Genomic DNA, 21,191 nt, shown 5'->3' with positions numbered 1-21,191 from the left:
CTTTCCAGTGCCCGCTTCCAGCTTCGTGCTTATGGCTTTGAACTTATGAATATTCTGATTGTGGGTCCTAGCTGGGTCGGCGACATGGTGATGGCGCAGACGTTGTTCGTCTGCCTGAAACAGCGCTACCCGGACTGCCAGATTGACGTACTGGCGCCCGAGTGGAGTCGGCCGATTCTCGAGCGGATGCCGGAGGTGCGCCAGGCGCTGAGTTTTCCGGTAGGCCACGGTGTGCTCGACATGGCGACCCGGCGCGCGACCGCCCAGCGGCTGCGTGGCCAGTATGGACAGGCGATTCTGCTGCCGAACTCGCTGAAGTCGGCGCTGGTACCGTTCTTTGCTGGGATTCCCAAACGTACTGGCTGGCGCGGCGAAATGCGTTTCGGCCTGCTCAACGATATGCGCAAGCTCGACAAACAGCGCTATCCGCTGATGATCGAGCGCTTCATGGCGCTGGCCTTCGAGCCAGGCGCCGAATTGCCCAAGCCCTATCCGAAGCCGTTCCTTCGTATCGACGCCGAGAGCCGCGATGCGGCGCTCGCGCGTTTTGCGCTGAGCGTGGATCGGCCGGTCCTGGCGCTTTGCCCGGGTGCGGAATTTGGCGAATCCAAGCGCTGGCCGGCTGAGCATTTCGCCAAGGTGGCAGAAGCGAAGATCCGCGACGGCTGGCAGGTCTGGCTGTTCGGTTCGAAGAATGATCATGCCGTGGGCGAGGCAATCCGCCAGCAGTTGATCCCTGGGTTGCGCGAAGAGGCGCTCAACCTGGCGGGCGAAACCAGCCTGGCCGAAGCGATAGATCTGCTGTCCTGTGCCGAAGCCGTGGTCTCCAATGACTCCGGCCTGATGCACGTGGCCGCCGCGCTAGGTCGCCCGCTGGTGTCGGTCTATGGTTCCACCTCGCCAGCGTTTACTCCGCCGCTATCCGATCAGGTCGAGGTCGTTCGCCTGGGTCTCGATTGCAGCCCATGCTTCGAGCGCACCTGCCGTTTCGGTCACAACAACTGCATGCGCGAACTTGAGCCGCGCTCGGTAATCGAGGCGCTGGATCGCCTGCTTCCGCAACCGATTGAGGTGCGCTGAGTGAGGGTGTTGCTAATCAAGACATCCTCGCTGGGCGATGTGGTGCATACGCTTCCGGCGCTGACCGACGCGCAGCGGGCAATGCCCGGCATACAGTTCGATTGGGTGGTGGAGGAAGGTTTCGCCGAGATTCCAGCTTGGCATCCGGCTGTGGCGCAGGTGATTCCCGTGGCGATTCGCCGCTGGCGCAAGCATCCTTTGCAAACGCTCCGCTCGGGTGAATGGCGTCGCTTCAAGGCGCGTCTGCGCGAGGCACGCTATGACCTGGTGATCGATGCGCAGGGTCTGCTCAAAAGCGCCTGGCTGACCCGTTACGTCAGTGCCTCGGTCGCAGGCCTGGATCGGGACTCGGCTCGCGAGCCGCTGGCATCGCGCTTCTATGATCGCCGCTACGCTGTGCCGCGCGATCAGCACGCGCTGGAGCGGGTGCGGCAGTTGTTTGCGCAGTCGCTCGGTTATCCGCTCCCCAGCTTGAGCGCCGACTACGGTCTGGATCGCCGCTTGCTGGCGACGCCCAATGAGCAGCCCTATCTGTTGTTTCTGCATGGCACCACCTGGCCGAGCAAGCATTGGCCGGAGCAGTATTGGCGCGAGCTCGCCGAGCGTATGAGTGAATTCGGCTGGGCGATCCGTCTGCCTTGGGGCAATGCGGACGAAAAAGCGCGCGCCGAGCGCATTGCAGCGGACCTGCCGAGCGTCTCGGTGTTGTCTCGGTTGAATCTCGGCGGAATCGCCAAGGTCATTGCCGGAGCGCGTGCCTGTGTCGCGGTTGATACCGGCCTGGGTCATCTGGCAGCCGCGCTGGATGTGCCCAGCATCTCGCTTTACGGTCCGACCCTGCCTGGTCGTGTTGGCGCTTATGGGCGCTCGCAAGTCCACTTATGTGCAAGCGGCCCGAACGCCGGCAAGGGCGATCGTCATAAACCCTGCTTCGACGACCTGCTGCCCGAGCGCGTCGCGAGCGAACTCAAGGCCCTGTTGCGGTCATCGGAGACACACTGATGCAGCTGGCCTTCATTCTGTATAAATACTTCCCCTTCGGCGGGTTACAGCGCGACTTCATGCGCATCGCGCTGGAATGCCAGCGTCGCGGGCACGCCATCCGTGTCTACACAATGATTTGGGACGGGGAAATCCCGGAAGGGTTCGAGGTGTTGATCGCGCCGGTCAAGGCTGTCTTCAATCACACCCGTAACGAGCGCTTCACGGCCTGGGTCGAGCAGGATCTGGCGAAGCGCCCTGTCAGCCGGGTGATTGGCTTCAACAAGATGCCGGGGCTGGACGTTTACTATGCGGCCGATCCCTGTTTCGAAGACAAAGCACAAACCTTGCGCAATCCGATCTACCGGCGCTGGGGCCGTTACAAGCATTTCGCCGAGTACGAACGCGCGGTGTTCGAGCCGCAGTCGAAAACTGAAATTCTGATGATCTCCGAAGTGCAGCAGCCATTGTTCGTCAAGCATTACGGGACACCGGCCCAGCGTTTCCACCTGCTACCGCCGGGAATTGCTCAGGACCGTCGCGCGCCATTCAATGCTGCTGTTATACGGGCCGAGTTCCGTCGGGAATTCAAACTTGAGGATGATGAGCTGCTGCTGGTGCAGATCGGTTCCGGTTTCAAGACCAAGGGGTTGGACCGCAGCTTGAAGGCGCTCGCTTCGCTGCCACTGACATTGAAGAAGCGTACGCGCTTGTTCGTCATTGGTCAGGACGACCCCAAGCCCTTCCAGCTACAGGCCCGGAACCTGGGGATATCCGCTCAGGTGATGTTTCTTCAGGGACGCAACGATGTTCCGCGCTTTTTGCTTGGGGCCGACCTGCTGATCCATCCCGCCTACAACGAGAACACCGGTACCGTACTGTTAGAGGCGCTGGTCGCCGGGCTGCCGGTACTGGTCACCGATGTCTGTGGCTATGCCCATTACATCGCTGATGCCGATTGCGGGCGCGTAGTGCCCAGCCCATTCGAGCAGAGCCGGCTTGATCGTCTTTTGGCCGAAATGCTGGTCGACGATGAGCAGCGCCGGTGCTGGGCAATAAATGCGTTGGCCTACGCAGACAGCGCTGACTTGTACAGCATGCCCCAGCGCGCCGCGGATGTGATTCTGGCGGAGCGCCCATGAAGCTGATTCTGGCGGAACCCTTCAAGTCGCTGTGGGCTGATCGGGATGCGTTCGAGGCGGTCGAGCAGCTTCAGGGACAGGTATACCGGGAGCTTGAGGGCCGCCGTACGCTCAGAACGGAAGTCCACGGTCGCGGCTACTTCGTCAAGATCCATCGCGGCATCGGTTGGCGCGAAATCTTTAAGAATATCGGCACAGCCAAGGCGCCGGTTCTCGGGGCCGGCCAGGAGTGGCGGGCAATCAATCGCTTGCACGACGCTGGTGTGCCGACCATGACCGCTGTCGCTTACGGCGCGCGCGGCAGCAACCCAGCGACGCAGCACTCGTTCATCATCACTGAAGAACTGGCGCCTACCATCAGTCTGGAAGATTTCTCGATGAACTGGCGTGAACAGCCGCCACCGCCATCGCTCAAGCGTGCGTTGATCGCCGAAGTCGCCCGCATGGCCGGGACCATGCACCGCGCCGGAGTCAACCATCGCGATTTCTATATCTGCCATTTCCTGTTGCATACCGACAAGCCGGTGAAAGCGAGCGATTTCCGCCTGTCCCTGATCGATCTGCACCGCGCTCAGACTCGCAGCCAGACGCCACGCCGTTGGCGTGACAAGGATCTGGCCGCACTGTATTTCTCTGCGCTGGATATTGGCCTGACCCGCCGCGACAAGCTGCGTTTTTTGCGGCTGTATTTCCAGCGGCCGCTGCGGGAAGTCTTGCGTGACGAGGCTTCTTTATTGGCCTGGCTGCAGCGCAAAGCCGAAAAACTGCAAAGCCGTTTCCAGCGTAAGTACGCGCCAGGTGCACAGAAGTGAGCCGTTGGCGAATCGTCGGCGAAGTCAACGCCGACGCGGCACGTGCATTTGCCAGTTTGGAGGTGGTTTTCGCGCTGAGTGGAGAGCAGATTACCCGTGACCCTCTGTCCGAAGTGCTTCGTGTCAGCGTTGGCGGTCAGCGTTTTTACGTGAAGCGCTACTGGGCGGCCGGAAAAGGCGTGCGACGTTTTATCGGGCGCTCACGGGTCGAAGCCGAGTGGCAAAACCTTCAGCATTTTCACGACTGGGGGATTGCCGTTGCGCCGCTGGCTGCCTGGGGGCTGGAGCGACGAGCGGGGCTTTTTCGGCGTGGGGCCTTGATCACCCTGGAAGTACCCGGAACCACTGACATGGCGGCCATGGCCCTCGTTGGTGATGCGCGTCTGGCGGACCCGCATTGGGTTCGCCACGTCAGCGAGCAGTTGGCCAATGCAGCGCGGACACTTCACGAGCACAACTTTGCGCACAACGATCTGAAATGGCGCAACCTGCTGGTTAACGAAGCAGGAAAGCTGTTCTTGATCGATTGCCCGTCCGGCGACTTCTGGTGGGGGCCGTTTTTACGGCATCGGGTGGTCAAGGATCTGGCCTGCCTGGACAAGGTGGCGAGATACACCTTGTCTCGTACCCAGCGGCTGCGTTTCTTCCTGCTCTACAGGCGGCGGGCGCGGATCGGCGTCGGTGACAAGGCGTTGATCCGAAAAATACTGACTTATTTCGAGGGGCGCGAGTGAAGGGTTTCATTTCGCTGGGAGCCTGCGCGCCGCATCGCATATGTCTGTCGAGAACGAGGATGCTTGCGTGAAGCTTGATCAGCTACGCCTGGCCGGGCGAACTCCTGCGTTGCCGCTGAGCATTGCGCTGGGTACCGAAGACTTGCATGTCGAGCAGTGGCTACGGGTATTACCTGGGCAGCGCTACGTAGCGCGAGCCCAGTGGCGCGGAAGTCCTGTGCTGGCCAAGCTTATGGTCGGCGAGCGCGCGCGCCGCCATTTCGAGCGCGAGCTTACGGGTGCGCAACTGCTCGCCGCGCAGCAGCTGACCACGCCGGGGCTGCTGGATAAGGGCTTCGACGAAGAGGGTGGTGGCTGGCTGCTGTTCGAGTTTCTGAATGGGGCGCAGAGCCTGCACCACGCTTGGCTTGGCGTGGCCCGGCAGGTGCCGTTGAGCGCTGACCAACAGAACGTGCTCGGCATTGCGCTGGCGGAAATCGCGAAGTTGCACGCCCAAGGGCTCTGGCAGAGCGACCTGCATCTGGACAATTTGATGCGCCACGATCAGCGGCTCTATCTTATCGACGGTGGCGGGGTTCGTGCCGAGGAGCCCGGCCAGCCGTTGTCTAGGGAGCGCGTGCTGGAGAATCTGGCGCTTTTCTTCGCTCAGCTCCCTGCGGTGCTGGAGCCCTTCATCGAAGAGCTGCTGGTGAACTACCTGTTGGTCAACAATGCGCATGCACTTCCGCTCGAGGCCCTCCTCGATAAAGTGCATGCGGCGCGGTATCAGCGGCTTGCCAGCTACCTCAAGAAGGTCGGCCGTGATTGCACGGCGTTCAGCGTGCGCCGCGATAGCTCCGGCCTGGTCGCCTTGCGCCGCGAATGCGAGGCGCAGCTGCGCGAAGTGCTAAGCGACCTGGATGGTCACGTCATCGCAGGCGTGCCGCTCAAGCAGGGCGGTAGTGCCACGGTTGCACGTGTGGATACCCAGGGCCAAGCATTGGTTATCAAGCGCTACAACATCAAGGGCGTGGTGCACTGGCTCAAGCGCTTCTGGCGTCCGTCTCGTGCCTGGCACAGCTGGGTCGAAGCGCATCGTCTGGAGGTTCTGGGCATCGCTACGCCGCAACCGCTGGCCATGGTTGAGGTGCGTCGGCTCGGCCTCCGTGGGCGCAGCTATCTGATTACCGGCTATGTGGATGGGCAGGATATAATCACGCGTTTCGCCCATTACGTGGATGGTGTGCCCCCCGAACAGGAGTTGCTGGCGCTGGAGCAGCTGTTCGCTGCGCTGATTCGCGAGCACATCAGTCATGGCGACCTGAAAGGTACCAATATGCTATGGCTGGACGGTAGCTGGGCACTGATCGACCTGGATGCGCTGCAGCAGCATCGCAGCATCGCTCGATTCAATCAGGCCTTTGCCAAGGATCGTGAGCGTTTGCTGCGCAACTGGCCTGTCGACAGCGCTCTGTATCGTTTGCTGGACCAACGTTTACCGAAAGGCAGCTTGAAGCAGGACGCTTAAAGCTGGGACAGAAGCCCGCAGGCTACTTACTACAACACGCTATTGCTTCAAGCTTCCGGCTTTAAGCTCCAAGCTGCTTTCTCAAGAGGCTTTATACAGTGGCACTGACAATTCTCGGCCTTTCCGGCGCCCTCAGTCACGATCCTTCCGCCGCGTTGTACATCGACGGTAAGTTGATCGCTGCAGCGGAGGAAGAGCGTTTCGTGCGTGACAAGCATGCCAAGAACCGCATGCCCTACGAGTCAGCAAAATTCTGCTTGGAGCAGGCCGGTATCAAACCTGCCGACGTCGATGTGGTGGCGATTCCTTTCGCGCCGATCAGCATCTTCGAAAAAGCCCGGTGGCACTACGCCAAGCGCTACTGGTACGCCCCGGATCGTGCGCTCGATGCCATTCTGTTCGGTAACCGCCGCTACAAGCGCTACCACAAGCGCATCCAGTGGTGCCTGCAACAGCTGGGTTTCGATCTGAAAAAGATAAAGATCGAGTCGGTCGAGCACCATCTGGCCCACGCCTCGAGCGCTTATCATTGCTCGGGTTTCACTGAAAAAACTGCGATTCTCGGCATCGATGGCAAGGGCGAGTACGCCACAACCTTCTTTGGCTACGGCGAGAATGGCCGCATCCACAAGATAAAAGAGTTCTACGATCCGGATTCGCTGGGCGGCCTGTATGGCGCGATCACCGAGTTCCTCGGGTTCGAAATGCTCGACGGCGAATTCAAGGTCATGGGCATGGCGCCCTACGGTGATGCGGCCAAGTACGACTTTTCGCGTTTGGCCAAATTCGAGAATGGCGAGCTGACCATCAACACCGATTACGCCAACGTCATCGGCTTTCGCCGCTACAAGGAAAAAAGTAAGGGTTATTACTTTTCACCCAAGCTGATCGAGTGGCTGGGGCCGAAGCGCGAAGGCGATATCGCCGACGACCCCTATATCCACTATGCCGCCAGTATGCAGGCCCTGTTCGAAAAACTGGCGCTGCAAATGATGGATTACTACCTGGGCGACATCCTCAACGAGACCGGCAAAATCGCCTTCGCCGGCGGCTGTGCGCTTAACGTGAAACTCAACCAGAAGATCATCGCGCGCCCGGAAGTGAGGGAGCTGTTCGTCCAGCCCGCCTCCGGCGATGCCGGTACAGCAGTTGGCGCGGCGGCTTACGTCTCGCATCAGCGTGGTGTGCCGGTGGAAAAGATGGAGCATGTCTATCTTGGGCCTGCCTACACCAATGAAGACATCATTGCCGCATGCGCGCGCCATCCTAATAAGCCGACCTGGCAGCAGATCGATAACATGCCCCAGCGGATCGCGCAGATCATGGTCGAGGGCAATCCGGTTGCCTGGTTCCAGGGCCGTATGGAGTTCGGCCCGCGCGCCCTTGGCGGTCGATCAATCATTGGCTGTCCGAGCGTGCCGGGCGTGGCCAATCGCATCAACGAGCAGATCAAGTTCCGCGAGCGCTGGAGGCCCTTTTGCCCATCGATGCTCGACACCGTCGCACCGCAGATGCTTAAAGTCGACCATCCAAGCCCCTTCATGACCTTTACCTTCGAGGTCAACGAGGGCTGGAAGGAGCGTGTGGGTGAAGTGGTGCACGAGGACGGCACCTCGCGCGCTCAGGTTTTGGAACGCCGCCATAACCCGCGCTGGTATGACCTGATGCTCGAATTGGAGAAACTCACCGGCAATGGCGTGTCGTTGAATACGTCGCTGAACCGCCGTGGCGAGCCAATGATCTGTTCACCGACTGATGCGCTAAATATGTTCTACGGATCGGATCTGCAGTATCTGATCATGGAGGATGTGTTGGTGGTGAAGGATGGGAAGGGCTAGGCATGAGCTCATCGAAGGATCCCGGCAGCCAGCAGTGGGTGCTGCAGCTTTGCCATGGCTATGACGGTCCCTTCCTTGACTGCGCCCGACAATACGCAGTGCTATTCAGCGGGACGCCATACAAGGTTTGCACCGTCTATTTGACCGGTGCGCCAAGTGCAGAGGCCGAGAACGGTTCGGCTTCTGACGAAGTGATCTTCCTCGGCTATAGCAGCAAAGACTTGCGCGGTCTCAAGCTCGACGCCATGCGCCGACTACGACGGATCGTCGCGGGGCGAAATTTCCGCTTCTGCATCGCCCACCGCTTCAAGCCAATCTACGTTGCCTTGTTAGCGACCCGAGTGCCGGTGATTGGCGTGCATCATGCCTTTGGCGTGTACAGCCGGCGGATGCGCCGTTGGTTCGTCAACTGTTTCCGCTCACGCCTGTTGCTGCTTGGTGTTTCCAATGCGGTGCGCGACGAGATTCGCACCCATCTTCCAAACTGGGAGTCCGCGCGCATCGAGACGCTGTACAACCGCATCGATGTCGCCGCGGTACAGGCTGAGCAGGTCTCGCGTGAAGCCGCTCGTGAAGCGCTCGGCCTGCCGGATGGTATATGGGTGGTCGGCAATGTTGGTCGACTGCACCCTGACAAAGACCAGACCACCCTTATCCGCGGTTTTGCTCAGGCGTTGCCTCAATTACAAAATGGAAGCCTGCTGGCGATCATGGGCAGCGGGCGCCTTGAGGGCTCTCTTCGCCAATTGGCGAAAGATCTGAATATCGCTGAGCAAGTTCTCTTCCTTGGGCAAGTCCCATCGGGCCGGCGCTATTTCAAAGCCTTCGATGTGTTCGCTCTGACCTCTGACCACGAGCCGTTTGGCATGGTGTTGCTGGAGGCAATGGCGGCCGGGGTGCCGGTTGTTACGAGTGACTGTGGTGGTGGGCGGGAAGTGATAGATGGCGCTGGCCTTGTATTTTCACTCGGCGACAGCACAGTACTTGCGAACAGGTTGATTCAGATATCGGATATGAGCGGTGAAGAACGCGCCTTATGCACGACGAGAATGCTCGATCGACTGGGCGATGCCTTTTCGGATAGCGCTGTGCGCTCTTGTTTCTGGCAGATGGATATCGTTTCTTCTATCGCTCGGTCGGCCATGGCTTCCTGAGGCGAGCGAGTTTAGGAGTTCCCGGTTGCATGATTACCTGGCTTAGAAATGAATATTGGAAGCGATGGATTCGTCGACACGGGTGCAAGTTAGCAAGCGGCGTATCGGCTTTGCGCAAGGGAAGCCGCTTAACCATCGAGACTGGCGCCGAGCTTGGGCATGTTCAATTGCTCTTTGATGAATTGAACATCGGTACTCGTACCTATATGCGAAGCGGCGGCGAGCTGCAGAACGTCGCTTCGATCGGGCGCTTCTGCTCAATCGGGTCGAATGTCGTGCTGGGCCAGGAACGCAATACCCACCCTAGTGACTGGGTCAGCTCTCACCCGTTCCAGTATTCCGGAACCGCTTGGCATTACCAGGCACGTTCCACCCCGGCTTGCGTCGGACATGACGTGTGGATAGGGCGCGACGCTATGGTTATGGAGGGCGTAGATATCGGTACTGGTTGTATTGTGGCAGCTCGCTCGGTAGTCACTAAAAGCCTTCCGCCTTACTCGATTGCCGCCGGCGTTCCAGCCAGGGTCGTCGCGCAACGGCACCCCCAACTCATGGCGCAGCAACTGCTCGCGTCGAAATGGTGGGACCTTCCGATAGCCGATCTAATCCGCCTGCCGCTCAACAATCCTGAGGCATTCCTGCGGGAACTGAGCGAAAGGACGTCTGTCGCTGGACTCAGGCCTAAAACTTTATGCATAACGCCGGATCGCTGCCACACTCTATGAATATTTTGTTGCTTGTTCAGGCCGAACAGCGCGCAATCCTTGATCGCTTGTACGAGGGCATCTCCACACATTGCAATTGCGATCTCCGTTGGTTGAGCTGTGAGGATCAGACGGATTTGCGCGGCTATTTTCGTCGGGAAGTCGACGTACATCGCTATGATCGGATCCTCTTTTTTCTTCGCTTCAAGCAGGAAATCCGCCAGGTTTCGTTTATCCGTACCGTACCTAATCTGGTAATTCTCGAGCACGATGCTTATCAGAACTACATTTCTTGTAAGTACGCCGGAAAGTTCAGCAAACACTATGCAAAGTTACCTTGGGCGCGAGTAATCAGCTCTGGGTACATGGTAAGTGAGCGGCTGCGCAAAGAGGGCTTTGATGCGATATTTGTTCCAAAAGGCTACGATCAGACCGCCTTGGTTGACATGCGGTTGGAGCGAGATATAGAACTAGGGTTCATCGGCAGCATAAAGAGTGGCGCTTATAGCGAACGGAAAGCCTTGCTGACCGAGCTGGCAAAGTTTGAAGATCTGGTCGTGACGCGCACCAACTCCGGTGAGGATTACCGGACCATGCTCAACCGCATTCGTTTCTTCGTCAGTGCCGATGTTGGCATGGGCGAATATATGATCAAGAACTTCGAGGCCATGGCCTGCGGCTGCGTATTATTCGCTTGGGATCAGGGCGAATCGGAAAATAAGGCGTTGGGTTTTGTCGATATGGCGAATCTGGTGCTTTACCGAAGTCTCGAGGAGCTGCGAAGCAAACTTGGGATACTGCGTTCCGATCCCGCGCTGGCTGTCCGCATTGCTGCGGCGGGGCGAGCATTGGCCGAGGAGCGATATACTTTTTTGAACATTGGGCGGCTTATTGTCCAAGCACTGGAGGAACCGCTTCGAGAGCGCCCGGCGATGGGGCTGTTAAATCGGTTGCGCCTGCGATTAGGGATGAAGTGAACATGCGTATTCGTCTTTTGATTCCCTATTTCGGTCGCTGGCCGTTTTGGCTGCCTTTCTTTTTGCAAGCCTGCAGATGGAACACTGACATCGAGTGGCTTTTTTTTACGGATTGCGGTGCGCCAGATAATTTGCCAGAGAACGTAAAGATCCAGCCAATGTCTTTCGCAGGCTACTGCCAATTAGTGAGTAAGGGGCTCGGCATCTCGTTCAACCCAACTAGCCCTTACAAACTCTGTGACATCAAGCCAGCATTGGGATATTTACATTCCGAGCATTTGGAGGGCTTCGATTTTTGGGGTTTCAGTGATATCGATCTCATCTATGGGGATTTGAGACAATATTTTTCTGATGAGCGGCTCTCCAGATACGATCTAATCTCTACGCACGCCCGCCGTATTTCTGGCCACCTGTGTATGTTGCGGAACAATAAGCGCATGCGCGAGGCCTTTATGAACATTCCCGGTTGGCAGAGCTGTTTCGAAGACCCTGCCCACTATGCGTTCGATGAAGGGGCGTTCAGTCGATTATTTATTCGACACAAAAACTGGCCAGAAGGGATTCGGCGGATAGCTGATAAGTTTAATCCGTGGCGCCGGCGTAGCGAATTCACTGAAGCGTTCAGCACCCCGCATGCTCGCGTTCCCTGGCTCGGCGGTGGCTTCGACTTCCCAGAGTGCTGGATGTGGAACGTTGGAAAACTAACGAACAACCGGGATGGTTTACGTGAATTCCCCTATTTCCACTTCATAACTTGGAAGAGCTCGAAGTGGTCAGATGGTCAGTCTGAAACATTGATCCAGCCTCCGGATCTGTCTTCAAGACCCGCATGGTGTATCACGGAACAGGGTTTTCGACCTTATGGCCGCAGTCTGGGCTCTGAGGAAAAAGCCAGTGTCGTTGAAGTGCTTTAAAGCGGCCTGACTGGAGACGGCAAAAATGAGCACAATCAGTATTGTCTGGTCCTCGGGCAAGGCTTATGCGTCGATCCACAAGGTGCACGACCAGATTCTGTCACTGGCAGCTAACCGGGGCGATATACACACCTGGGTTTTGCAGGGCCAGGAGGATGCGGCGGCTCAAGCGAGCGGAAGGCCGTTGTATTGGCAGACAAGCACGAGAGCGCTGAAAGGCAAAGGCGTTTGGAGGTTATTGCAGTGGAGGCTGCAACGGCGTCTCGCTCGTGAAATAGGTCGTGTTAAGCCCAAGGCGATGCTGCTTGATGGTATTGGCGTGGCGCGGCTGATTGTGCCGGTAGTCGTAGGGTCGCATGCCGCTGAGCCCCAGGTGATTGTGGTCTTTCATGGTGAGGGCCGTCTTCGAGAAAAGGATAAAAGCCTGCTCAGCGCTTTGCCAGCGCATCGCTTGAAATTGATCGCAGTATCCGAAGCCCTTGCCGAGTCGCTACGCTTTAAGCTGGGCATGCCAGTAACCGCAGCGAGAACAGCAACCAACCCACACTCATTCAGACAATCGCTTATCCCTGGTCACGAAGCCAGGGCAAGGCTGGGTGTCGATAGGGACTGTCTGCTTCTAGGAGCGGTAGGGCGCCTGGTTGAAGGCAAAGGCTATCTGGCGATACTCGACGTTATGATTAGGCTGTCACGAAGCCGGGACGATCTACATCTCGTCATCGTAGGCGAAGGTGCGCAACGGTCTGAGCTGGAAAAGCGTATCCGGAGCTTAGGGCTAGAATCAAAGGTAACCTTGGCGGGGTATCGTGACGACGCTGCACGGCTTTACCGAGCCTTTGACGTAATGCTGATTCCATCGCACAACGAGGGGTTGGGTCTGGTACTGCAGGAGGCTGTACTGGCCCGGGTACCGGTTGTTTGCAGCGACCTGCCTGTTTTCATCGAGCAGCTTGGCCCCAGCGGCGTCTATGTAGCAACGGATGATATCTCCGGCTGGGTCGGTGCCGTTGGGCGAGTGATCGACTCGGATCGCGAACTGCTTGCAGGCGAGCAGGATCGTCAACTCGCGCCAGAAGTCAGTTGGAAGCAATTCTGTAAAGGCTACGCAGACTTACTGCTATCTGACGGCGACTCTGATCCGGTCAAAGCCTTGTAGAACTGGGAGAACGGAAATTCGTTCTGCATTTTTTCTCGCTTCAAATATCGACTGAAATGCGCGAGGTTGCGCTTGACCATGTAGTTTGGCAGTGGTTTGCCCAGGAACCGCATATCCGCAATATCGATCAGGCCCAGCGCGTTTTCCGGCGTCAGGACGATGTTACCTAGGTGAAGCGAGCGGAAGTAGACACCCCGTTCGTGTAGTCCACGAACGAACAGGATGAGCTTTGGGAGGATTTGCTCCCAGCTGAATTCGGGCCGGACGGCAAGCTGGGTCAAGGACGTGCCTGGCAAGGGTGCGTAAAGCACTGCACTGAGCGACGTGTCAGGTAATTCGTACAGCGTGTGAACTCTCAGCGTAGCGATGCCAAGTGCTCGCAGTCGCTCAGCGTTTTCGGCGAAACGGCGCGAGTAGGGCCGCAGGAGAGCAGAGGATAGCCATCTCTTGCGGCGAAAAAACTTCAAGAACTGGCCGTTCTCGAGTCGCAAAACCTTCGGGCCGAGGCTATCCGCCTCCAGAACAACGGCGTTAGTGGTGAGCAGTTGCAAGTCTCGCTGGCATAATTGGCTTACGTGCATCAATGACTAGGCCTGGATCGCGTACGAACGTTATAAGGGGCGCGTATTCTAACATCGCCGTTAGTGGCACATTTCGCTTGTCTTCTAAAAGGAGTTTTATGGATTGCCGTCGATTGGGGCTGGCCTGGTTAACCTTGGGTCTGCTCTGGTTTTTGCTTGGAATAACCTGGAGTTCTACGACGAAGCTATACCAGCAAGGTTTGATAGTTTTGTTCTGGCTTCCGGCTTTATGGATGTCCTGGTCACGGAGGCAGTTTCTCCTTGACGTCTGGCGGCTTGAAAAACCTCTCGTATTAGCCCTGTTTGCTTTGCTCGTGTGGAGTGCACTCAGCGTGATATGGACCGCTGCAGACGAGCCCGCACGTGAAGCCAAACGGCTGCTCTATGTCGTGTGTTTCTTGCTAGGCCTGCTGTTGGTGGGGGACGTACCTTCCCGTATGACTGCTGTACTGCGATGGGCTGGCTTTGGGCTGGCACTCGCTGCGTTAACAGCACTTGTTTACCACTACGGTATTGTGGGCATGCCTTGGGAATGGAGGGTTGTGGGGCTCGGCCTGCTTGACCATCCAATTATCGGCGGCTATGTGGTCGGAATGGCGTTGATATGGTGGTCATGTTTGCCTCCTAGACGAACAGTTCTGCGTCTTGTCTGGGCGGCCGGGCTGTTGATGCTGTTTACGTTTGCGGTGATGACGCAAAGCCGTGGATTGTGGATCGCGCTGTTGGTTAGCGTACTGTTGATTCCCACCTGGCAAGCCGGGCGTGCAGGCTTGATCATGGCCTTACTGTTCGTAGTTGCGGCGATCATCGGTTATTGGTTATTTGGCCAGTATGTGGTCGCCAGAGGCACATCCTACCGTCCCGAAATCTTTGCTGCCAGCGTTGGGATGATTGCTGACAAGCCCTGGCTGGGCTTGGGGCTGGGAAGCGATTATCGAGTCGAAGCGCTGGGGCGCTTGTTTGATCACACGCATAACCTGTTCATCCACGTGGCCTTGGAACTGGGCCTGCCTGGCCTCATCCTCTGGCTAGTGATTTGGGGTCGCAGCTTCGTCATAGCAGTGCGCGAGCGCGCTACGACTCTAGGCAACATGCTGATCGGTCTATGGGTGTTCTGTACCATGGCACTGCTTTTCGACGGCGCGAGTCTTTGGAACTCCCCTCGACCCGAATGGTTCTTGACCTGGTTGCCGGTGGGGTTGGCGCTGGGGCTAATCGGCGTGCGAGCTACCTCGAAGTGTTACCATTCCCGCCCTTCAACGCGCGAGTGCAGTCCTCTATGAGTGGCTCATCCCTGAACGCTGACACGGCATCCGGTCTTAGCATTTACTTGCGCTTGCTGCGCTATGTGATCCCCTACTGGAAATTGTTCGCTGTCAGCCTGCTGGGCTTTCTGCTTTTTGCCTCCACCCAGCCGATGCTCGGCTATATCCTCAAGTTCTTTGTCGATGGGCTGAATAATCCCGATGCAAGCTTTTTTGCCCAGGTACCGCACCTGAGCGAACTGAAGTCGCTGGCCGATCTCAAGCTGCTGCAGGCTGTACCGCTACTGATCGTGCTGATTGCGGTGATGCAGGGTATTGGCTCTTTTCTCGGCAATTACTTTCTCGCCAGAGTATCGCTGGGGTTGGTGCACGACCTGCGCGTGGCCTTGTTCAACAACCTGCTCGTGTTGCCAAACCCTTATTTCGACAATCACAACTCCGGTCATCTGATTTCGCGTATTACCTATAACGTGACCATGGTGACCGGCGCAGCGACGGACGCGATAAAGGTAGTGGTGCGAGAGGGCATGACCGTGATCTTTCTGTTCGCCACGCTGTTGTGGATGAACTGGAAGCTGACGCTGGTGATGGTGGTGATTCTCCCGGTCATCGGCGTAATGGTGTCCAGTGCCAGCAAGAAGTTTCGCAAACAGAGCAAGAAGATTCAGGTCGCGATGGGTGACGTCACCCATGTGGCATCCGAGACGATTCAAGGTTACCGGGTGGTGCGTAGCTTCGGTGGCGAATCGTATGAGCAAAATCGCTTTTTTGATGCCAGTACCGACAACACCGGCAAGCAGCTGCGCATGGTCAAGACCAATGCGGTCTATACCCCTACGTTGCAGTTGGTGATTTACAGCGCGATGGCGGTGTTGATGTTTCTGGTACTGTACATGCGCGGAGACGCCTCGGCGGGTGATCTGGTCGCCTACATTACGCTTGCCGGTTTGCTGCCCAAACCGATCCGGCAACTTTCCGAGGTGAGTTCCACTATCCAGAAAGGCGTTTCTGGAGCTGAAAGTATCTTCGAGCAGCTTGATGAGTCGCCCGAAGCAGACAGTGGTACGTTCGAGCGCGAGAAAGTTACCGGGAAGCTGGAGGTCAGCGATTTGAGCTTCGTTTATCCAGGGACGGATAAGCAGGTGTTGCACGACGTCAGTTTCAGTGTCGAACCGGGGCAGATGGTGGCGCTGGTTGGACGTTCTGGGAGCGGCAAGTCGACTCTGGCCAACCTCATACCTCGTTTTTATCATCACACTCGTGGGCAGATCCTGCTAGATGGTATGGAGATCGAGGATTACACCCTGCGTAATTTGCGTCGGCACATCGCTTTGGTTACGCAACAGGTCACGCTGTTCAATGACACAGTCGCCAACAATATCGCTTATGGCGATTTGGCGGGCGCACCGCTTGAGGATATCCAGCGCGCGGCCCGCGATGCCTACGCCGATGAGTTCATTCGGCAGATGCCTCAGGGCTACGACACCCATGTTGGTGAGAATGGCGTGCTGCTTTCAGGTGGTCAGCGCCAACGCCTGGCCATTGCCCGCGCGCTGCTGAAGAACGCGCCGGTTCTTATTCTTGACGAGGCTACGTCGGCGCTGGACACCGAGTCCGAGCGGCACATCCAGGGTGCGCTGGATCATGCAATGACGGGGCGTACGACGCTGGTCATTGCCCATCGGTTGAGCACGATCGAGAAGGCGGATTTGATCTTGGTGATGGAGCAAGGTCGCATCGTCGAGCGTGGTACCCATGCGCAACTGCTCTTGACCAACGGCGCTTACGCCCGATTGCACGAGACACAGTTCAAGAGCGACGAGCCGGAGTAAGTGGCGCTGTCTGCCATGCGCCGCCGGTCTTCAATGCCCGTCTCCTTAGAGTAGCTGCGCCGGCTTGGGCGGTTCGTCATGTTATGATCCTCCGCTTTTTTTGCTCCGGAGCCCCCATGAAGCTGTCCATGCCCCGATTCGACCAAGCCGCCGTTCTGGTGGTTGGTGATGTCATGCTCGATCGATACTGGCATGGCGGTACCTCGCGGATATCGCCGGAGGCGCCGGTGCCGGTGGTGAAGGTCGAGCAGGTGGAGGATCGGCCGGGTGGTGCGGCGAACGTCGCGCTGAACATTGCGGCACTTGGTGCGCCGGCAGCATTAGTGGGTGTGACCGGTGTAGATGAGGCGCGGCAAAGTCTGACGGACAGCCTGGCCGCCGCCGGGGTAGGCGCGCATTTCCAATCCATCGAGCATCAGCCGACGATCATCAAACTTCGCGTCATGAGTCGTCATCAGCAACTGTTGCGGATGGATTTCGAGGAGCCCTTCGATACGGATCCCGTTGCGCTGCTGGCGCAAGTCGAGGAGTTGCTGGATGGCATCAAGGTGGTGATCCTCTCCGATTACGGCAAGGGTGCGTTGCGTAATCACCAGGCTTTGATCCAGGCTGCTCGCAAGCGCGGCATTCCGGTACTGGCCGACCCCAAGGGCAAGAATTTTGAGATTTACCGAGGTGCGTCGGTGATCACGCCGAATCTTGGTGAGTTCGAAGCCATCGTTGGTCATTGCGCAGACGAAGCCGAGCTGGTGGCCAAGGGCGCCGAGCTGATGCACAGCCTCGAACTGGGGGCTCTGCTGGTCACACGTGGCGAGCACGGCATGACCCTTTTGCGACCGGAGCATTCTCCGTTGCACCTGCCGGCGCGGGCCCGTGAAGTGTTTGACGTCACCGGTGCCGGCGACACCGTCATCTCGACACTGGCCGCTGCGATCGCCGCCGGCGAAGAGTTGCCGCAGGCCGTTGCGTTGGCCAATCTGGCGGCCGGTATCGTCGTCGGCAAGCTGGGGACGGCCTGCATCAGTGCGCCTGAGCTGCGTCGTGCCGTTCAGCGCGAGGAGGGCTCCGAGCGCGGTGTGATGACACTTGAACAGCTGCTCACTGCCATCGAGGATGCCCGAGCCGAGGGTGAGCAGATCGTCTTCACCAATGGCTGTTTCGACATTCTGCATGCCGGTCACGTGACCTATCTGGAGCAGGCCCGCGCGCAGGGCGATCGGCTGATCGTCGCGGTTAACGATGATGGCTCGGTGAGCCGTCTGAAAGGGCCGGGGCGACCGATCAACTCGGTCGATCGGCGGATGGCCGTTCTAGCCGGTCTCGGCGCGGTGGATTGGGTGGTCTGCTTCCCCGAAGATACGCCGGAAAACCTGCTGGCGCAGGTGAAACCGGACGTTTTGGTCAAGGGCGGCGACTATGGAGTCGATCAGGTTGTAGGTGCGGATCTGGTCGCGGCCTACGGTGGCGTGGTGAAGGTGCTAGGGCTGGTTGAAAACAGCTCCACTACCGCGATAGTCGAGAAGATACGCAGCCGCTAAAGCGTACCGGGCACGATGGGACGATTCTGCCGCTAATGGCAAGCGGCAGCGGTGGTCGTGTCGATCCAATCGCGCCAGCGGATGCGTTCGTCCCGCACGACCCACTCATGCTGCGGCGCAAAGCTCTCCGACAGCCATAACCCGCGCGTGCTGGCGGGCACCGGCTGGCCCTTGCGCAGGGTTAGCAGCGAGGCGGTGGGACGCCCTTGTTGCAGCGGAATCAGGTACAGATCGGGACGGCTGCGATCCAGCTGCGCCACGAGCTTGCCGTCTTCGAGGCGCTCGTCGACGTGGAATAGGCTCAGCTCCCGGGTCTCCTTTGGCAGCTCCAGGCGCATGTCGTAAACCAGCTGCAGCGATGCGGTGGGGAGGTGCACGTAGGCCCTCGGCCGCTCCATGAGAGTCATTTGTCCGCATTGGACCGGCCGGGCCGATCCGGACAGCGAAGCCAGATTGAAATGCACGGCTTCGCGGTAGCGCAGGCTGCCTTGATAGGGCGCCGGTAGCCAGATATCACCGAAGCGTCCAGCGAGCCAGCCTTCCGGGGTTTCCAGTAAACATTCCTCGGCAACTTCCTGGATGGCCGTCAGCAGCGGCAGGCTGAGTTCATGTGCCGGTACATAACCGGAGATCAGCTTCAGCACGACATCGCCGCGATCCAGACGTTGCTGACGCACCAGTACCCAGTAGTCCTGGCCTTGCCAGCGGAGCGTCAGGCGCACTGAAACACCGAGGTTGGCCAGTTCAAGGCTGAAGCGGGACGGATTGTCGACCGCAACTGGCCGCCGTCGCTCGAGCATCTCGCCGAAGTTTAGCGGGCGGCCTAGGCTCTGGTAGCGCAAGCCATCTGCGCTGGCTTCGACAAGCAGCGGCAGGGTCTTGAAGGCGGTGGGATTCTTGCGGATCAACACGCGCGGCATCGGCTCCTCCTGGCATCGGGCGGCCGTAGGGCCGTCGTTATTGTTGTTGGGACAAAACGGCTGCAGCGATATCCACGTTATCTGACAGGTGTTGCGGGTTGATGGTGCCGACAATGGCGGCGCTGACTCCCGGATGAGCGAACAGCAGCTCGAAGCTGGCTCGCACCGGGTCTTCGCCTGGCTTCAAGCAGGCATGACCGCTGGCCAGGGCTTTTTTTATCAGGATGCCCTTGGTGTGGGATACAGCGTAGTCGAGTACCGGGCGTTCGGCCTGTTCATTGAGATTGTAGGTCACCATGGCGCAGTCGCCCTGATCGAGCGCAAGCAAGCCGCCTTCGACGGTTTTGCCGGACAGTCCGTAGCCGAGGATCTTGCCCTCGCGCTTGAGTTCAGCAAGCGTCTCGTACACGCCGCTGTTTCGCAGAATATCCACGTCCCGTCCATCCGAATGCACCAGCACCAGGTCGATTCGGTCGGTCTGCAGGCGCTTGAGGCTGCGCTCCACAGAGCGCCGAGTATGCTCCGGGGAGAAGTCGAAATGCGATTGGCCGTCGGTGAATTCTTCGCCGACCTTGCTGACGATGACCCACTGATTGCGTTGGCCCTGCAGCAGCGGGCCCAGGCGCTGCTCGCTGATGCCATAGGCCGGGGCGGTGTCGATCAGGTTGATGCCAAGGTCCTGGGCCAGCCCGATCAACTGCCGCGCCTGCGCATCGTCCGGAATGCGAAAACCATTGGGATACTTGACGCCTTGATCGCGGCCCAGCTTGACGGTGCCGAGCCCCAGTGGCGAAACCATCAGGCCGGTGCTGCCGAGCGGACGGTGCAGGTCGTGTAACGTTTCGCTCATGACAATAGCCCCTCCCAGAAAGGCCCGGTGACGGCCGGGCGCGGCAGTGCTGGCAGCGGAGAGTATTGCTGCGGGTGGATGCCGTCGCGGATCAGGGCAGCCTGAACGCGGTCAGCGAAATCCGGTGACAGCGCCAGTTTGGTCGGCCAGCCCACCAGCAGCCGACCTTGTTCCGCAAGAAAGGCACTGTCCGGCCTGGACTGGGCCGACTGGGCCGGTTCGGCGCGATCGATGCGAAGCGTGGCCCATTGGGCTGATGAGAGGTCGATCCAGGGCACGAGTTCGGCCAGCTCCTTCTTCGCCGCAGCGATCTGCGCCGCTTCATCGCGTGCTACACCGTCGGCCTCCGCCAAGTCCCCTCCCAGGTACCAGATCCATTCGCCATCGGCCGCCGGGTGGCTAGTCACTGTGATCCGCGGCTTAGAGCCGCCTCCCAGGCAGTGTGCGTACAGTGGCTTCAGCGTGGCAGCCTTGACCAGCACCATATGCAGTGGGCGTTTTTGCATGGCTGGCTGTGCGAGGTCCAGTGCGCGCAGCAGCTCCGCATTGCCGGCGCGCGCTCAGGACGATGCGCTGCGCGCGTATCACGCGACCATCGACGATCAGCCCCGTCAATTCATGATTCTCGCGCAGCGGCTCGACCGTGTCGGCAGCCAGCAGACCGCTGCCGGCCAGTTCCGCCAGGCGCTGGATCAGGCTGGGTACGTCCAGCACCAATTCGCTGAGTCGATACACCTTGCCCTTGAAGCGAGCATCCTGCAGCGCGGGCGGCAGCTCGCTGCCCTTGACCTGGCCGACTCGCGAGCGCACGGCCTTGCTGGCAAAAAAGCTGGTGAGGTTGCCGGCCAGGGTGCCGGGTGACCACAGATAGTGCGCATCGGAGAGCAGCCGCACGCCGGAAAGATCCAGTTCCCCGTTGCCGGCCAGGGCCTCGCGCCAACGCCGCGGCATATCGGCGATGGCTTCCGACGCACCGGTCAGAGCCCCGCTTAACGCGTACTTGGTGCCGCCGTGAATGATTCCCTGTGACTTGACGCTTTGCCCGCCACCGAGCGCACCCTTGTTGATCAACAGAGTCGAGTAGCCTTGCTGGCGCAGGCGCGCGTTCAGCCACAGACCGGCGACCCCACCCCCCACGATCAGGATGTCGGTGCTCAGGGAATCGGACATGGGCGGGCCTCATTGTGGAAACAGGCGCGCAGTATA

General features: G+C 58.9%; 18 protein-coding genes and 1 pseudogene. 15 read left to right on the top strand and 4 right to left on the bottom strand.

Features of this window, described 5'->3' with window-relative positions; all coding sequences use genetic code 11:
- The first annotated feature begins 45 nt into the window (after positions 1 to 45).
- From waaF to DQ405_RS11580, 12 genes are all read left to right on the top strand, one after another.
- The gene (gene waaF / locus DQ405_RS11635) at positions 46 to 1,080 is read left to right on the top strand and encodes a lipopolysaccharide heptosyltransferase II (RefSeq protein ID WP_168424372.1); all 1,035 of its coding nucleotides are present in this window, start codon (positions 46 to 48) and stop codon (positions 1,078 to 1,080) included.
- Positions 1,081 to 2,082, top strand: coding sequence for a lipopolysaccharide heptosyltransferase I (waaC, locus tag DQ405_RS11630; RefSeq protein ID WP_168424371.1), 1,002 nt, complete (start codon positions 1,081 to 1,083; stop codon positions 2,080 to 2,082).
- Positions 2,082 to 3,203: a glycosyltransferase family 4 protein gene (locus tag DQ405_RS11625; protein WP_168424370.1), complete on the top strand. Its 1,122-nt coding sequence runs from the start codon at positions 2,082 to 2,084 to the stop codon at positions 3,201 to 3,203. Before waaC ends, DQ405_RS11625 begins: the two co-directional genes overlap by 1 nt.
- A complete protein-coding gene (gene rfaP, locus DQ405_RS11620; protein ID WP_168424369.1) occupies positions 3,200 to 4,015 on the top strand; it encodes a lipopolysaccharide core heptose(I) kinase RfaP in 816 nt (271 codons plus the stop codon). Before DQ405_RS11625 ends, rfaP begins: the two co-directional genes overlap by 4 nt.
- Positions 4,012 to 4,749, top strand: coding sequence for a lipopolysaccharide kinase InaA family protein (locus DQ405_RS11615; RefSeq protein ID WP_168424368.1), 738 nt, complete (start codon positions 4,012 to 4,014; stop codon positions 4,747 to 4,749). Before rfaP ends, DQ405_RS11615 begins: the two co-directional genes overlap by 4 nt.
- Positions 4,750 to 4,816: 67 nt before the next feature.
- Positions 4,817 to 6,256: a lipopolysaccharide kinase InaA family protein gene (locus DQ405_RS11610; RefSeq protein ID WP_168424367.1), complete on the top strand. Its 1,440-nt coding sequence runs from the start codon at positions 4,817 to 4,819 to the stop codon at positions 6,254 to 6,256.
- A gap of 98 nt (positions 6,257 to 6,354) precedes the next feature.
- Positions 6,355 to 8,094: a carbamoyltransferase C-terminal domain-containing protein gene (locus DQ405_RS11605; RefSeq protein ID WP_168424366.1), complete on the top strand. Its 1,740-nt coding sequence runs from the start codon at positions 6,355 to 6,357 to the stop codon at positions 8,092 to 8,094.
- 2 nt (positions 8,095 to 8,096) lie between these two features.
- The gene (locus DQ405_RS11600) at positions 8,097 to 9,248 is read left to right on the top strand and encodes a glycosyltransferase (protein WP_168424365.1); all 1,152 of its coding nucleotides are present in this window, start codon (positions 8,097 to 8,099) and stop codon (positions 9,246 to 9,248) included.
- Positions 9,249 to 9,277: 29 nt separating this feature from the next.
- Positions 9,278 to 9,973, top strand: a complete 696-nt coding sequence (locus DQ405_RS11595; protein ID WP_168424364.1) for a CatB-related O-acetyltransferase — start codon at positions 9,278 to 9,280, stop codon at positions 9,971 to 9,973.
- Positions 9,970 to 10,929, top strand: coding sequence for a glycosyltransferase family protein (locus DQ405_RS11590; RefSeq protein WP_168424363.1), 960 nt, complete (start codon positions 9,970 to 9,972; stop codon positions 10,927 to 10,929). Before DQ405_RS11595 ends, DQ405_RS11590 begins: the two co-directional genes overlap by 4 nt.
- Positions 10,930 to 10,931: 2 nt before the next feature.
- Positions 10,932 to 11,843, top strand: coding sequence for a DUF6625 family protein (locus DQ405_RS11585; protein WP_178114079.1), 912 nt, complete (start codon positions 10,932 to 10,934; stop codon positions 11,841 to 11,843).
- A gap of 25 nt (positions 11,844 to 11,868) precedes the next feature.
- Entirely contained in the window at positions 11,869 to 12,999 is a 1,131-nt protein-coding gene (locus DQ405_RS11580; protein ID WP_168424361.1) for a glycosyltransferase, read from the top strand.
- On the opposite strand, the gene DQ405_RS11575 is transcribed toward DQ405_RS11580, so the two are convergent.
- Entirely contained in the window at positions 12,945 to 13,580 is a 636-nt protein-coding gene (locus DQ405_RS11575; protein ID WP_168424360.1) for a toluene tolerance protein, read from the bottom strand. The two genes, DQ405_RS11580 and DQ405_RS11575, sit on opposite strands and share 55 nt — an antisense overlap.
- A gap of 98 nt (positions 13,581 to 13,678) precedes the next feature.
- Between DQ405_RS11575 and DQ405_RS11570 the strand changes: the two genes are divergently transcribed.
- The 3 genes from DQ405_RS11570 to hldE all read left to right on the top strand — a co-directional run bounded on the left by DQ405_RS11570 (position 13,679) and on the right by hldE (position 18,215).
- Entirely contained in the window at positions 13,679 to 14,863 is a 1,185-nt protein-coding gene (locus tag DQ405_RS11570) for an O-antigen ligase family protein (protein WP_168424359.1), read from the top strand.
- The gene (gene msbA / locus DQ405_RS11565; RefSeq protein WP_168424358.1) at positions 14,860 to 16,677 is read left to right on the top strand and encodes a lipid A export permease/ATP-binding protein MsbA; all 1,818 of its coding nucleotides are present in this window, start codon (positions 14,860 to 14,862) and stop codon (positions 16,675 to 16,677) included. Before DQ405_RS11570 ends, msbA begins: the two co-directional genes overlap by 4 nt.
- 116 nt (positions 16,678 to 16,793) lie before the next feature.
- The gene (gene hldE / locus DQ405_RS11560; RefSeq protein WP_168424357.1) at positions 16,794 to 18,215 is read left to right on the top strand and encodes a bifunctional D-glycero-beta-D-manno-heptose-7-phosphate kinase/D-glycero-beta-D-manno-heptose 1-phosphate adenylyltransferase HldE; all 1,422 of its coding nucleotides are present in this window, start codon (positions 16,794 to 16,796) and stop codon (positions 18,213 to 18,215) included.
- Positions 18,216 to 18,247: 32 nt separating this feature from the next.
- On the opposite strand, the gene DQ405_RS11555 is transcribed toward hldE, so the two are convergent.
- The 3 genes and pseudogenes from DQ405_RS11555 to DQ405_RS28545 form a co-directional block, all read right to left on the bottom strand.
- Positions 18,248 to 19,135, bottom strand: coding sequence for a metal ABC transporter ATPase (locus DQ405_RS11555; protein ID WP_168424356.1), 888 nt, complete (start codon positions 19,133 to 19,135; stop codon positions 18,248 to 18,250).
- Positions 19,136 to 19,172: 37 nt separating this feature from the next.
- Entirely contained in the window at positions 19,173 to 19,985 is an 813-nt protein-coding gene (locus DQ405_RS11550; RefSeq protein ID WP_168424355.1) for an aldo/keto reductase, read from the bottom strand.
- A pseudogene (locus tag DQ405_RS28545) lies at positions 19,982 to 21,155 on the bottom strand (NAD(P)/FAD-dependent oxidoreductase). The gene DQ405_RS11550 and the pseudogene DQ405_RS28545 overlap by 4 nt, the downstream one beginning before the upstream one ends.
- Between the last annotated feature and the right edge of the window lie 36 nt (positions 21,156 to 21,191).

The organism is Pseudomonas sp. SST3 (genome assembly GCF_003325755.1).
This window is presented reverse-complemented; position numbering and strand designations above follow the sequence as displayed.

Bases quoted from the DNA above. Each gene is read 5' to 3' on its own strand.
- msbA (WP_168424358.1), top strand. From the start codon at position 14,860: ATGAGTGGCTCATCCCTGAACGCTGACACGGCATCCGGTCTTAGCATT.
- hldE (WP_168424357.1), top strand. From the start codon at position 16,794: ATGAAGCTGTCCATGCCCCGATTCGACCAAGCCGCCGTTCTGGTGGTT.
- DQ405_RS11585 (WP_178114079.1), top strand. From the start codon at position 10,932: ATGCGTATTCGTCTTTTGATTCCCTATTTCGGTCGCTGGCCGTTTTGG.
- waaF (WP_168424372.1), top strand. From the start codon at position 46: ATGAATATTCTGATTGTGGGTCCTAGCTGGGTCGGCGACATGGTGATG.
- rfaP (WP_168424369.1), top strand. From the start codon at position 3,200: ATGAAGCTGATTCTGGCGGAACCCTTCAAGTCGCTGTGGGCTGATCGG.
- DQ405_RS11600 (WP_168424365.1), top strand. From the start codon at position 8,097: ATGAGCTCATCGAAGGATCCCGGCAGCCAGCAGTGGGTGCTGCAGCTT.
- DQ405_RS11595 (WP_168424364.1), top strand. From the start codon at position 9,278: ATGATTACCTGGCTTAGAAATGAATATTGGAAGCGATGGATTCGTCGA.
- DQ405_RS11555 (WP_168424356.1), bottom strand. From the start codon at position 19,135: ATGCCGCGCGTGTTGATCCGCAAGAATCCCACCGCCTTCAAGACCCTG.
- DQ405_RS11590 (WP_168424363.1), top strand. From the start codon at position 9,970: ATGAATATTTTGTTGCTTGTTCAGGCCGAACAGCGCGCAATCCTTGAT.
- DQ405_RS11575 (WP_168424360.1), bottom strand. From the start codon at position 13,580: ATGCACGTAAGCCAATTATGCCAGCGAGACTTGCAACTGCTCACCACT.
- DQ405_RS11625 (WP_168424370.1), top strand. From the start codon at position 2,082: ATGCAGCTGGCCTTCATTCTGTATAAATACTTCCCCTTCGGCGGGTTA.
- DQ405_RS11570 (WP_168424359.1), top strand. From the start codon at position 13,679: ATGGATTGCCGTCGATTGGGGCTGGCCTGGTTAACCTTGGGTCTGCTC.
- DQ405_RS11580 (WP_168424361.1), top strand. From the start codon at position 11,869: ATGAGCACAATCAGTATTGTCTGGTCCTCGGGCAAGGCTTATGCGTCG.
- DQ405_RS11550 (WP_168424355.1), bottom strand. From the start codon at position 19,985: ATGAGCGAAACGTTACACGACCTGCACCGTCCGCTCGGCAGCACCGGC.